This is a genomic window from Actinospineispora eucalypti, assembly GCF_039543365.1.
Lineage (GTDB): Bacteria > Actinomycetota > Actinomycetes > Mycobacteriales > Pseudonocardiaceae > Pseudonocardia > Pseudonocardia eucalypti.
The window spans coordinates 127,559-142,480 of record NZ_BAABJP010000052.1; the positions used below are offsets into that span (position 1 = coordinate 127,559).

At 70.9% G+C, this 14,922-nt stretch carries 1 protein-coding gene (running past one end of the window); it reads left to right on the top strand.

The features are described from left to right. Positions 1-14,922, top strand: the beginning of a protein-coding gene (locus tag ABEB12_RS35890; protein WP_185063161.1) for a rhomboid family intramembrane serine protease. 107,841 nt of this gene lie beyond the right edge of the window; the window shows 14,922 of its 122,763 coding nt (coding positions 1-14,922); the start codon lies at positions 1-3; the stop codon falls past the right edge of the window.

The following is a 14,922-nucleotide window of genomic DNA, read 5'->3' on the forward strand; positions in this document are numbered from 1 at the left end:
ATGGCTACCCCGACCGCACCCGCCCGGAGGCGCAGCAGCGCCGCCGGGTCGATGGTGCTGCGCGGGCTGCTGTCGGTCGCGGCGTCGCTGTCGTTCGGGAAGGTGTTGCTCGGCGCCGCGATGCTGTGGATGGCCGCGACGTTCATTTCCGCCCAGTTCGCTTCTGATTCGACGGTGTCGAATGCTGCCGGGCAGGACGCCGTGCAATTGGTCGCTTACGAGCAGGACTCCGACACGGACGCGGATGAATCCGATTGGTCGTTCTCATTCGGTGGCGGCGAACAAAAGCCGACGCCGGTGAGCAATAGCGGTGGGGAATCCGTTGGTTTGGATGGCCGGATGGCCACGATGGCCACGGTCACCCCGGCGCGGTCATTGTCCGAATTGCGTGCCCGGTACCAGCCGGCGGTGGCCACCGAGTCCGTGGCCACGGATTCGGTCGAGTGGCCATTCGTTGGTGGCCACGACGGCACCGGTGGCCAGCAGGCCGCGGCCACGAGCGGTGGCCAGCACGATGTGGCCACGGCCCGCCCGGCGGCCACGGACGGTAACCTCGGCCAGACAGTTCACTCCGTTGTCGACCCGGTGACCGAGTTCATCAGCGCCCTGCTCGACAAGATCGTCGGCGCGGCCGGTGAGCCGGAGCCGGGCAGGGGTGAGGCGACCTTCCAGGCGCAGACCGCCACCGAGCCGAAGCAGCCCATCGCCGACCGGAACGCCACGGACCAAGTCACTTCGGAGAAGCGCGTCGCCGCCGAGCCGAAGCGCACGATCGCCGCCGGAGCCGAGCACGCCGACCGGACGGCCTCGGTGCCTGCCGGTGAGACGGCCGACTCGGTTGGTACCGTGGTGACGAAGCTCGTGTCGGGTCTGTTGGAGCGTCTGGCCGAGCACACCACTCGCGGTGGTGGGGCTGGCGACTCGGCCGCGACCCCGGCCGCGTTGACGCGTGAGGTCACCGCTCGGGTGTCGGACGCCGCCGCGAAGGCCGACAGCAACCCCGCCCTGAGCGACCGGATCGTTGCCGGCCGGCTGGCCGCGGCCGACCGGTTGGTGGATGAGCGCCTCGCCGATGTGGACCCGTTCCGCGCGTCGACCACCCACCAGGCCGGCTCCGGCGGTGCCGCGGTGAAGGCGCCCGCGGCCGAACAGGTCGAGCAGATGATGGGCGGGATGGTCGACCTGGTCTCCGGGATCGTCGGCCGGGTGGCCGGCACGCAGGCCGGTACGCACACCCGCGCCGCGCTGATCGAACTCTCCGGGCAGGTCTCCGAAGCGCTCGCGGTCAGCAACAAACTCAACAAACACAGCGGCGCCGCCGGTGGTTCGAGCGATCTTCAGCTCGCCATGCCCGAGCGCGCCCCCAAACATGTTTCGCACGGCGGCTCGGGCCTAGCTCCCGAGACCGATGAGCGGCCCATCACCTGCCTGGCGCTCGGCTGCACCGACCAGGACCCGAGCCTGATCGGCCACCACCCCGGTGTTGGCGGCGGACGCGGCCCCCCGCAGACCTACCGTCCTCGCCCGCAGCACGACAGTCCCTCCGAGAACGACCCGGCCTCCTGGTCGAGCAAGCTCCACCGCTCCCCGGCCGGCGGCACGACCGACAACTTCATCGACGGAATCCTCGGGTTCGTCCGGGACCTGATCGGCAGCCTGCCCCACAGCGGCGGTGGCGCCCAGCACCGGCCCACCCCCCAGGGTGACTGGGGCAACCAGATCAGCGACCTCACCCACGACTTCGTGTCCGACCTGCTCAAGGCGATCGGCACCAACACCGGTGACAACAACGCGGGCCAGACCCCGCAGCGCCCAAGCACCAACACAAGCCAGCAGGGCTCACAGGGCTCGCAGCGGCCGACCCAGCAAGCCCTCAGCCAGGCCATCACCACGCTGACCGAAGGCTTCGTGTCCGACCTGCTGAAGCTGCTCGGCGTCAACGGCTCGACTGGCAACACCGGCACGGGCCAGGCCCCGCAGACGCCGAGCACCGGCACCAGTGAGCAGAACAACCTCGGCCAGGCCATCGGCCAGCTGACCAACGACTTCGTGTCAGGGCTGCTGAAGCTGCTCGGCGTCGGCGGCAACAGCTCCGGTAACGGTGGCGGCCAGAGCGGTTCCGGGCAGCAGCGCCCGCCGGCCAACCAGAACGGTGGTTCCGGGCAGCAGCAGTTGGCCGCCGGGATCGGCAAGCTGACCGACGGGTTCGTGTCCGACCTGTTGGAGCTGTTGGGGGTCCAGGGCGGCGGCAACGGTGGCGCTGGGAACTCCAGGGGCACCGGGCAGGGTGCGCAGCGCCCCCAGCGGCAGCCGGACCTGGATGAGGTGTTCGACCGGTTCACCGACATGGTCACCGGGATCGTGAAGGACGTGGCCGGTAAGAAGGCCGCGAAGAAGGTCACCAAGGCCCTCGAGGGGCTGACCGACCAGTTCACCCAGGCGCTCGGCCACAACGACCGGCCGAGCCACAACAACGGCGGCTCCCAGAACAGCGGCGCCCAGAACGGCGGCTCGCAGTCCGGTCAGAACAACGGCGCCGGCCAGCAGCTCGCACAGAACATCGGCAAGCTGACCAACAACTTCGTCTCCGAGCTGCTGCAGCTGCTGGGCGTCAAGGGCTCCACCAGCAACGGCGGAGGCTCCAGCCAGACCCCCCGGAAGCCGAGCACCAGCAACCAGCAGAACAACCTCGGCCAGGCCATCGGCCAGCTGACCAACGACTTCGTCTCCGGCCTGCTGAAGCTGCTCGGCGTCGGCAACGGCTCCGGCGGCAACGGTGGTGGGCAGGGCGGTTCCGGGCAGCAGCGCCCACCGGCCAACCAGAACACCGGCGGCTCCCAGAACGGTGGCTCCGGCCAGCAGCAGTTGGCCGCCGGCATCGGCAAGCTGACCAACGGGTTCGTGTCCGACCTGCTGCAGCTGCTCGGCGTCAAGGGCGGCAACAGCAACACCGGTGGCGGTTCCAGCCAGACCCCGCAAAAGCCCAGCACCGGCAACGGCCAGCAGAGCAGCCTGGGTCAGGCGATCAGCGAGTCGGTCAACGACTTCCTGTCCGACCTGTTTAGCAAGCTCGGCATCTCCCACCCGACCGGCAACAGCGCCAGCCAGGGCCAGCAGGACCAGGGTTCGCAGCGGCCGACCCAACAGAACAACCTCGGCCAGGCCATCTGGCAGCTCACCAACAACTTCGTCTCCGGCCTGCTGAAACTGCTCGGCATCGACGGCAACGGCACCGGCGGCACCGGTGGCGGGCAGAGCGGATCCGGGCAGCAGCGCCCACCGGCCAACCAGAACACCGGCGGCTCCCAGAACGGTGGCTCCGGGCAGCAGCAACTCGCCGCCGGGATCAGCAAGCTGACCAACGGGTTCGTGTCCGACCTGCTCGAGCTGCTCGGCATCGGCAAGGGCTCCACCGGCAGCGGCACCAACACCGGCGGTGGTTCCAGCCAGACCCCGCAGAAGCCGAGCCAGCGTCCGAACCTGGACGACGCACTGGGCAACTTCGTGAACCTGGCCTCCGGGATCGTGTCCCAGGTCGCGGGCAAGAACGCCGGCAAGCAAACCCAGCAGGCCCTTGCCGGTCTGTTCCAGCAGCTGCTCGGTAGTGGCGCCGGTAACCACGGTGGCGGGCAGAACGGTGCCGGCCAGAGCGGTGGCTCCGGCCAGCAGCAGCTGGCCGCTGGGATCGGCAAGCTGACCAACGGGTTCGTGTCCGACCTGCTGGAGCTGCTCGGGGTCAAGGGCTCCACCGGCAACGCCGGCTCGGCCCAGGCCCCGCAAAAGCCGAGCAGCAGCAACCAGCAGAGCAGCCTGGGTCAGGCGATCAGCGAGTCGGTCAACGACTTCCTGTCCGACCTGTTCGGCAAGCTGGGCATCTCTCGCCCGACCGGCAACAGCAACAACACCGGCCAGAGCCAGCAGGGTGCGCAGCAGACGACTCAGCAGAACAACATGAGCCAGGCCATCGGCCAGCTCACCAACAACTTCGTCTCCGGGCTGCTTCAGCTGCTCGGGGGGTCCGGCGGCCCGCAAGGCAAGCACGGCCAGCAGGGTGGGTCGGGTGATCCGGGTCCGTTCTCGGATGACATGGACTACTGGGAGGGCTTGTACTACGACGCGTTCATGGCCGAGGCCAAGGCCGCCGGCCAGCAGCAACAGGCCCAGCAGCAGGGTCAGCAGCAGGCCGCGCAGCCGATGAGTGTGGAGCAGGCGCTGGGCAACTTCACCGACCTGGCCTCGGGGCTGGTGTCCCAGGTCGCAGGCAAGGATGCCGGACAGCAGACCTGGCAGGCCCTCAACGGAATGTTCGAGCAGCTGTTGACCGGTGGGGGCAGTGGTGCGGGTGGCGCCGTTAATGGGGGCGGCGCCAGCCAGTCCACCCGCCGGGCGGGTTCGGTTGAGGAGCTGACCGAGGACTTCACCTCCGACCTGCGCAAGGCGTTGGGTGTTTCCCGCGGGAGCGCCGGCCGGGGCGTGGATGCCCGCAGTGGCGACCGGCGCCAGTCCCGCTCCACGAGCGGTGAGGAGCTGGAGGGCCTGGACGGGGTGCTGTCGCGGTTCGTCGATGGCGCCGTCGGGATGGTGTCGAAGATCGCCGGCGACAAGGCGGGGCGACGCGCCGAGCAGGCGCTCGACGAGTTGCGCGACCAGCTGACGGACACCCTGCACGGTCACAGCGAAGGTCAAGGGGAGGGCCGGCAGCCGGCGCAGGTTCAGCACAACACGGTCGGGAAGATCGCCGGCTCGATGCGGGGCCAGGACAGGGCCGGGTCGATCGGTGACTCGGTGTCAGAGTTTCTGTCCGACCTGTTCGACTCCCTCGGTCTGTCCCGCACCCCTGGGAGTGGTCGGGGCCAGTCCGGCCTACAGAACCAGCAGAGTCAGGGTCAGCGCGGCGGTGGGTTGGCCGAGCAGATCACCGACCTGACCAACGACTTCGTCTCTGACCTGCTCAAGACCCTCGGGGTCTCCGGCGGCAACGCTGGCGGCAACGGCGGCAGCTCCAACGGCAACGGCGGCAGTAACGTCGGGGGTGGGTCCAACAGCGGGAACGGGACGCGGCCGGCCACGCTGGATGACTTCTCACAGATTTTGGGTGGGGTGACCGATGCGGTGTCCGGGCTGGTCGGCCAGGTGGCTGGGCAGCAGGCCGGTGACCAGGCCCGCCAGCTGTTGACCGCCGCCGCGCAGGACGTTCTCGACGCTCTGGCCGCGAGCGGCCGCTACGGCCAAGGCACCGGCGCCGGCCAAGGCGGCCAAACCGGAGGCCAGGCGGGCCAGGACAACAGCTGGGGCCTGAACAGCGAGGGCCAGTTCGCCGGCACCAACTGCGAAGGCGACGTCGAATGCGCGCTGGCCAATGGCAACCTGCAGACCCGCCAGCCCCAGTCGTTGTCCAACCGCGGCCCTCCGCAGCTGCTGGATGACCCCAACCAGAGCACTGATCAGCCGGTCAACTGGTGGGACCCGAACTACTCGGAGCAGACCACCGCCAAGGCTCTCAATGACCGGCTCGCGGTGATCCAGGGTCAGAAGAGCCTGGACGCCGCGAAGGGCCAGCTCGACGCCGGGAAGCTGGCGCAGGCCGACTATGACAAGCAGGTCGCCGCCCAGCAGGCGCGCCAGACCACCGCCGACCAGTCGCAGAGTCAGCTAGCCCAGCTCGACCCGTACAACTCCCAGCTGCTCAACGACGTTGTGTCCGGCCAGCAGAACCTGGGCACCGCCAAGGGGCAGCTGGACGAGGCGCGCAAGCAGCTGGACGCCGGCAAGATCACCCAGGCCGCGTATGACGAGCAGGCCGCCGCCTACAACGACCAGCGCGACACCGTCTTCGGCCAGACCGCCGAACTGCGCTCCGCCGCCGGGTACGGCCGCGCGGCCCGCGCCGATGCGGGTGCCGATGGCGCCGGCGCCGCCTGCTCCAACTCCGGCGCGTTCGCCGAATGCTCGGTCGCCGCGATCGACCCCACCACGGGCCGGGTGAAGCGGGACCAGAGCTTCTGCCTGGTCGGCATCTCCGGATGTTCGAGCACGGTGACCGCGGGCGACCGGACGGCGAACGCGTTCTGTGACCCGGCCAAGGGCTGTGGCACCGACACCAAGGCCGGCGCCACCACCGCGAACACCACCTGCGGCATCGGCGAGTGCAACACCTCGGCCAACGCCGATTCGCGTGGGGTGGACACGTTCTGCCAGGCCCGAGGCGGCTGCACCGAGAACGGCCGCACCCCGACCCTGCCGGACAACACCGACCTGGCCGGTTCGATCAGCGCGGGGAAGAAGGAGGGCTACGCCCAGACCACCGGCGCCTGCACCAAGGACTGTGCCCTGGCCGGCTACGCCACCATCACCGAGGCCGGCGCGGACTGTGCCACCCGCAACGGCACCTGCGACACCGACTCCACCGGCGCCCGCACCCGGGAGAACGCCCCGGACGACGAGACCGCCGCGCAGGCCGCGCAGCGCCGCAAGGAGAACGGTTCCGCGACCAGCAAGGCGCACTGCGAGGTCGCCACCATCGGCTGTGACACCACCACCACGGTGGCGGCCAGCCTGGACGAGTCCACCGGCCGCTACGGCTGGCAAGCCCTGCCGACCGGCGGTGACACCAGCACTGACTCCACCGACGCGCCGGCGCCGGCCGCCGAGGCCGCCGCCCGCTGCGCGCAGGGCGCCACCGGCTGCAAGGGCAACGCCGCCACCAACACCGACGGCCGCACCGAGAAGACCACGATCACCAAGGCGGCGCCGGCGGTGCTGAACAGCGCCGGCGCGCAGGTCGCCCCGGCCACGGCCGAGCAGACCAACACCGACGTGCAGTCCCGCAACGGCGCCTCCGACTGCACGATCAACGGCGGTGACTGCGTCGCCTCCTCCGGCGGCGACGCCGACCAGGGCTCGCTCAGCGCCAGCAACATCACCTGCGACCAGGCCGCCGGCTGCGGCGGCGCGGCCAACGCCGCCACCCACGCCGAGGTCACCGCCGGCGCGAACAACACCACGGCGACCCAAGCCACCGGCGCCTTCCACCAGTGCACCGCCAACGCCACCGACGGCCAGTGCGCGGTGGACGCCTCCTCGACCGCCACCAACACCGGCACCCCGCTCACCCCGGCCGACCTGGTCGCCCAGCCCGCCACCAACGCCACCACCACCGGCGCCCCGGCCACCTCGGCCGCCCCGGTGGATGTGGCCACCGAGCTGGCCAAGGGCCTGAACGCGAATAGCGCGACCAATGCCACCCTGCACTGCACCTCCGCCGACTGCCGGGGCAACCTCAACGGCGCCACCTCCGGCGGCGTGCCCGGCTCGAAGGACAGCATCGGCACCACCAAGTGCGACGCGCACGGCGCCGGCGCCGACTGCGGCCAGGCTGCCTCCACCGAGGTCTCCTTCCGCGAGGCACAGGAAGCCGGCCTGAACGGCCAGCCCGCCACCCCGGCCGGCACGGTCAGCGTCAGCCACGCCGACTCGCAGATCCGCTGCACCCACACCACCGACAGCGCCAACACCGAGTGCGGCGGCAAGTCTTTCGCCGAGACCTCAGCGCTGGACACCGCGGTCTCCCCGAACCGGCGCGGCTCCTCCACCGCGGGCGACTGCACCGTCAAAAACGGCGACTGCCTGGGCCAGGCCAGCTCGGACGCCTCCACCGTCACCGACTACGTCAAGCTCGGCGCGGACGGCAAGCCGCTGCCCGGCCAGCCCACCGCCGGCCCGACCTCCACCTCCCGCGCCGCCGCGAGCCTGGACTGCCAGACCACCACCTGCCAGGGCAGCGCACACACCACCTCCGCCGCCTTCGACGGCGCCATCGACGGCGGCAAGCCGCGCACCTCGGAGGCCACCGTCGGCTGCGAGCCGGGTGCGAGCAGCTGCCAGGTACAGACCCTGTCCAACGCCTTCACCGGCACCGGCGCCGCCCTCACCTACGCCGGCGACAGCAACAACCCGGCCACCCCGAACGCCGAGCGCCTCGGTACCGGCCCGTCCGCCGCCTCGGTCGCCGGCGGCAAGCTGGTCTGTGAGCAGGGCGGCGACTGCGGCGGCGCGAAGATCACCCTGACCGCACTGGCCACCAACCCCGGCGTCTCCGACGCACCGCGCGGCAACCAAGCCACCAGCGGCTGCCCCGGCGCCACCGGCGGCACCTGCACCGCCGTGGTCAACGGCGCCGCCTCCTCCAGCCCCGACGCCAACAGCATCAAGCCGATGGTCACCGACCAGCCCAGCAGCAACGCCACCACCACCAACCAGCAGGTTGGTGGTGGTGGCAACGCGAACAGTGCACAGAACGGCCAGGCCGCCACGCAGGGTGGGCAGAACAAGAACGGGCAGCCGGGGCAGAACCCGAACCAGCCCGCCGTGCCCGCGGCCCCCGGCTCGTCCGCCAGTTCCGGCGGACCGACCGTGCCCGGCGCATCCAGCTGGACCAGTGCTTGGGCCACCCTCGACTGCGCCGGCAACAACCCGTGCGCCGGCGGCCCGCAAAGCTCCGCCACCGGCATTGCCGGTATCGACCACGCGGCCGGCGGCGTCGGTAGCCACGGCCCACCGCAGGGGACCAGCACCACCAACAGCACGTGCACCACCAGCAGCTCCGCATGCCAGACCAGCAGCACCTCCGTGTCGGGATCCGGCCAGGTTGTGGCCGACGTGATGACCGAACGGGCCAAGAACCAGGCCGACCAGGCCACCCAGCAGGCGCAGCAGGCTCGCCAGGCCGCCGATCAGGCCGGCCAGCAGGCCGCCGCCCCCGGCGCCACCGACGCCCAGAAGCAGGCCGCTGGAGACAAGGCCAAGGCTGCCGACCAGGCGCAGCAGGCCGCCCAGCAGGCCACCGACGCGGCGAACAAGCCGATCAGCGCGGACACGGTCCCGGTCACCTGGTCCGAATCTTCCTCCTTCGCCCAGTGCGCGGGTCCCGGCTGCACCGCCACCAGCAGCGGCGCAATCGCGGGCCTGCCGGGCGTCACCCGCACCGACGCCACCTGCACCTCCGGCCAGACCGGCTGCGCGGTCGGTAGCCAGGCCACTGCTACCACCAACGTCACCGCCGGCAAGGGCGCGGACGGCAAGCCGCAGGCCGGGCTCACCGGCTCCGGCCAGGCCACCTCGCTGATCTCCTGCCCGGACGCCGGCTGCACCGGCAAGGTCACCGGCAGCGCGAACGCTTCCGGCGGCCCGGACAGCCAGCACACCAACTCCACCGCGACCGGCGACGCCACCTGCGACGGCAGCACCCGCTGCGCCGCGCAGCTGTCCGCCAGCTCGATGGTCACCCTGGCCACGGGCCCGAACCCGGCCGCCGACGCCACCACGCAGATCGTCGCTGGCTGCGACAACGGCACCCCGGGCGGCTGCGCCAGCCATGCCGAGTCGCACACCACGGTGACCGGAGCCGCCAAGGTGAACGGCAAGGCCGACTCGGTCTGCCAGGCGTCCGGTGGCTGCATGGCCGGCACCGAGGGCGCCGCCGCGAAGGACTTCGTGCAGCTGTCCGCCAGCTGCATGGGCACCGGTTGCCATACGCACACCGAGGGTGTGGCGCACGCCAACGCACCCGGCGGCACGAACGACTCCACCTCACACACCGACTGCGCCGCCGGGGAGAAGGGCCAGTGCGCCGGGGCCACGCAGGTCGCGGCCAACGAGGAGGCCTCCACCGCCGCCGCCACCTGCACCGGTGACTCGGGCGCGAAGTGCTCCTACGAGGCGGAAAGCCACTCCAAGGCGGCTGCCGGCAAGTCTCACGCGAATGGCGATGCGCACGGCTCCGGCGAGATGGGCCAGGTGCAGGTGACCTCGTCGGCGTCCGCGAAGAGCGAGGGCAGCACAGCCGAAGCGGCTGCGGCGGCGACGTGCGTCGGCGCCCCGAACTGCTCCGCAAAGCACCTCGCGCACGCGGCGAAGAGTGACCGGTACGACCAGCAGGCGACCTGGACCGACGAGGGCGGGTACTGGACCGCCAATGGCTCCGGCACCTGCTCCGGGTCGCGCAACGGCGGCTGCGGCGTGCAGGCCTGGGCGCAGGCCGGGCCGGGCGGCAGCGGTGGCGCGAAGTGCAGCGGCGACTGCGAGAACTTCAAGCAGGAACAGGGTGGGCCGAGCCAGTTCACCAAGACCGCCGACTCCGGCCAGGAGATCGCCGCGAAGCAGGCGGCGGCGGCCGCGGCAGCCGCCGCGGCGCAGAACGGCGGCCAGGGTGGCCAGGGCGGAGGCATTCCGGGTGTCGCGGTCGGCACGGACGGTAAGCCGATCCTGGGGCCGGACGGCAAGCCACTGACCATTGACCAGGTCCCGCTGGACGGGGTGGCCGCCTACGCCGGCCCGAACAAGGACGGCAAGCCCACCACCCGGATCAAGGAGTCGGGCCAGCCGGCCACCCCGGACACCGCGATCGCGCCGACCGACCCGTGCGCCCAGGCCGGCAAGTGCACCACGGCCAGCGCGGACAACCAGATCTCGGCCAGCTACTACACCAAGAACGCGCCCGAGGGCGGCCCCTACGAGACGATCACCCCGACCGCCCCGGGCAGCGGCAAACAGCGCATCGTGCGCGGCCAGACCAGCGCCCAGATCACCCAGGACAAGGACGGCAACAACGCCCAGGCGTCGGTCGGCGGCACCGGCACGGTGCACGACGGGCGCACCAACGAGACCATCCAGATCCGGCAGGCGCCGTCCGCGACCTTCACCAACACGCTGCGGTTCAGCGACCCGAACACCCGGTTCAGCGGCGCCACCGGCCCCGACGCCCCCTACGGCATCGTGGGCAAGTACACCTACACCGGCCCGACGATGCCGCTTCCGGCCAACGCCAAGCCGGGCTCCCCAGGCTTCGACACCATGGAGGTCGACGGCCTGAGCCTGGACGGCGTGAGCGGCCAGACCAGGACGAGGTTCATCGGCCGGGGTGACAACGGCGGCCCGGCCTACTTCGAGTTCAAGGGCAAGGGCAAGTTCACCGGCTTCGACGGTGACGTGGCCATCTCCGACGGCAACGGCGCGGACCCGGGGAACACCCTTACCAAGATCACCACCCGGGGTCCGCACGACCAGAGCGGCAGCTACATCATCACGGGTGGCCAGACCGGCGAGGTGGACCTCAAAGAAGGCCGCACCATCAAGATGGGCGCCGAGTGGAAAGCCCAGAAGCTGACCCTGGACCAGGCGTACGCCGCGGGGAAGATCTCGAAGCCAAGCCTCGCGATGACCCCGGAGCAAGCCTCCATGATGGAGGCGGCCCTCCCGCTGGACGCACGCTCGATCGACATCCAGGGCTCGAAGGACGACGGGATCTCCGTGGTCACCCCGAGCAACGGCGTCGGTGGCGTGATCGACTGCCACGGGCAGTGCACGCCCACCCGGCCGGCCGGTGAGCAGCCCACCAAGCCCTGCGCCAACTGCCAGATGCACATGGAGCTGCCCACCGGGACGGGCCCGAACCCGAACGGCACGGCGCGGGTGGTCAACCTGGACGGGCGCAACACGCTGGAGTTCACCGACCCGTTCGGCAACGGCGGGGTCTGCACCGGCTCCTACTGCACGCTGGTCCAGCGCAACGGCCCGGGCGGCGGCACGCTGTGCGAGGGTCCGGTCACCAGCTGCCACCTGAAGAACTCGCTGGGCCAGACGCAGAACCTGGACAAGGCCGGTGACTGCGGGCCGCGCGGCTGCGGCGCCTACCTGCTCAACCCGTACACCGACGGGCCGAACGCGGGCCGCAACTCCGGGCGCGGCTGCTTCGGCGGGGTCGGCGGCGGTTGCTCGAGCACCACGCCGGACGTGAAGGACCTGGGCTGGTACGGCTCCAACAACGACGGCTCGCTGAACCTGATCACAGATCCGGACATCCGCCGCGTCCCGGGCGACAGCGTGCTCGACCAGCAGCTCAAGGCCGCTGACAAGGAGCGCTTCGACCGGGACGGCACCGTTCCCGGCATCATCCCGTCCGAGGCGCTGGACAGCATGAGCGGCGACCAGCGAGACGCCTACCTCAAGTCGCTGAAGCTGTCCGAGCAGGACAAGGGCCTCGCGATACTCACCGTCGCCGGGCGTGCCAGCGACGCGCAGTACGACCTGGACCAGGTGCTGGCCCTGAAGCCGACCCTGGACGCGGCGAACGCGGCGGCGCAGGCCGGGCACAAGCTCACCCCGGAGCAGAGCCAGGCGGTGGACAAGGCGAACGACCTGGCCGCCAACTTCGACTCCGCCCGGCGGGTGCTGTCCGGGGCCACCATGGTTGCCGGCATCCCGATGATCGACAACCACCGCCCGGTCGACTCGATCGAGCAGCAGTTGGCCCAGAACCCGCAGCTGCAGGCCGACCTGCTGGCGCTCGCCAAGCAGCGCGACCCGAAGGCCACCAGCCCGATGCCGGAGATCGGCCGGCTGACCGGGCTGCCCAACGGGGTGAGCGACACCGGCAAGCCGCTGGGGCCGGACAACAAGCCGGTGCCGGAGACCCTGCCGACGAACCCGGACGGCACGCCCAACCTGGACTTCGTCAAGCAGGAGGCGGCGAAGATCGTCCAGCTGAGCCTGATCCCCCGGCAAAACGCGCAGGAACAGGCGCAGGACGCCCGGAACAAGCGGGTGGCGGCGATCAACGGCGGGGCACCGGCCAGTGACGAGGAGCGGACGGCGCTGGACGCCGAGGGTGACCGGCTGAAGGCCGAACAGGGCGCGCTGGACGCCGCCCAGGCGAACATCAAGGCGCTGTCGCCGAAGTCAGGATCGGGCGGCTCGCCGGACCGCGACCGGGCTCGCCAGTACGACGCGGTGTTCGCGCGGTATGGCAACACCGACATGGCCGCCAAGCTGGCCGCGATGAACGAGGTGCAGGTCGGCGCCGAGCGGGCTTCGGCCAAGCTGAACGAGGCGGGTAACAAGGACGAGGCGGCCCGCTTCGATCGGCTCGCCGCCGTGGCCGGGAACGGCTACGACACCGCGGCCAACGACCCCGGGTCACGCACCGGGGACAACAAGATGGGCGATTCCCGACCGGTCTCGTCCGCCACGCCGGACGCCTACTACATGCTCCGCTCGGCGCAGTTCGGGCACGACTGGCAGAACTACCACGACAAGTGGGACCTGTACTGGGATTCGCCGAGCGTCCAGGGTGACAAGTTCCGAGGCGCCACGGCCGCCGACCGGCGCGCCGAGTTCGCCGCCGAGGGCAGCCCGCAGGCGATCAGTAACGAGCTGTTCGGCACCGGCGACCCGCTGCCCAGTGACTTGGACCAGCTGCGCCGCCACATCATCCCCGAGGTCAGCGGCTACGGGAAGGCGGACAAGGTCGCCCGGGCCGCGCTGGACCAGGCCGGCCCCGGCGGGAAGGTCTACGAGCGGGGCACGATCGTGCAGGACTCGCAGACCGGCCAGCTGCGCTGGATGCAGATGTGGGTGGCGCAGAAGGCCGACGGCAGCTCGGAGGTCCTCGACTCCAACGCCAACCACTACCCCGACCTGGAGACGTTCCAGGAACGCAACGAGATCCTGCGCAGGGACGACACCTTCATCGGGGATGACAACATCACCCGCGTCGGTGGGAACGTGCACCTCACCACGGTGGCCGGCAAACAGGTCCCGGTCTACAAGCAGGTGATCAACTGGGGTACCTACGCCATCAGCACCGTGCTGATGTTCACCCCGGCCGCGCCGATCGGGTTCATCGGGCTGACCGCGAACAGCCTCTACCAGACCTACGACACGTTGCACGGCCGGGCGAGCGTCGGGCAGACCATCAATCCGTTCGACAGTTCCGAAGCGGCCATGGCCTGGATCGGCGGCGTGGCCAGCATCGCCGGCCTAGGCAACCTGTCGTCCGGCAGCCGCCTCCTGATGGGCCTCGGCGAGGCCGCCAACTGGACGTTCGGCGGGATGTTCGTCGCCAACGGCGCGATGATCGCCGCGAACGCCGGCGAGATGGGGCCGGGTGACTGGCTCCAGGCCGGCAGCGACATGCTCGGCAACGGGCTGATGTGGCTGGGCGGCAAGGCCGCCGCGCACCGCTCCGACGTCAGGTTCACGGATACGCTGCGTGCCGGTATGCCCCCGCCGACCGCCGCGACCGGCCTGCTGGGCACGCTGGCTGTCGTCACCGCCAATAACAACAACAACAACAACTCCGGGCCGCTCACCCCGAACCAGCTGCGCGGGGCGGTGACCGGCCAGCAGACCGGCGTGACCACGGTCAACCAGCCCGGCGGCCACAGCGGCAACGGCACCCAGCCGGGCACCGGGATCAACACCGGCAACGGCCAGCACGAGGACGGGCCGGCGCCGCTGGGTCCGAACCGCAACTGTGCCTGTGAGGCGGAGGTACGAGCGGACAACTCGGCGAACCCGGGCGCGGTCAACCTCGCCGACGTGCCGGCGGCGACCGCTACCACCCAGGACACCGTGACCGTCGTGCGGCACTTCCAGGAGAAGTACAACACCCACGACGAACCGACCACCGCGACCGGGTTGAACCAGCGTATGGCCGATGCGGACTCGGGCACCGACGGCTTCGTGTTGAGCAGGAACGCGGACGGCACCGAGCACATCGTGTACTTCAAGAAGGAAGGGGACACCACCCGCTACTTCGACGGTGACCACGAGCTGTCCTCGGCGCCCGATGACACCGTGTCGGTGATGTTCCGGGGCTCCGGCCGGAGCTCGGGCGGCCCGGCGCGCGAGTACGGCCAGCACGTCGGTGCCCGGTCCGAGGAGTCGGGCGAGGGCACTGGAGGAAGCGGTGACGAGGCCACCGGCAAGGCGCGTGATGCCGGGCGGGGCACCGGGGACATCCCGGGCAGTGGCGAGCGGTTGGCCGGCGCCGGGCGCGGCGACGGTGAGCCGGGTGCCGGCCCGTATCGCGGCACGGGTGAACCCGGCGGCGAGGTCCGCAACGTGCACGAGCGGGGCGGCCAA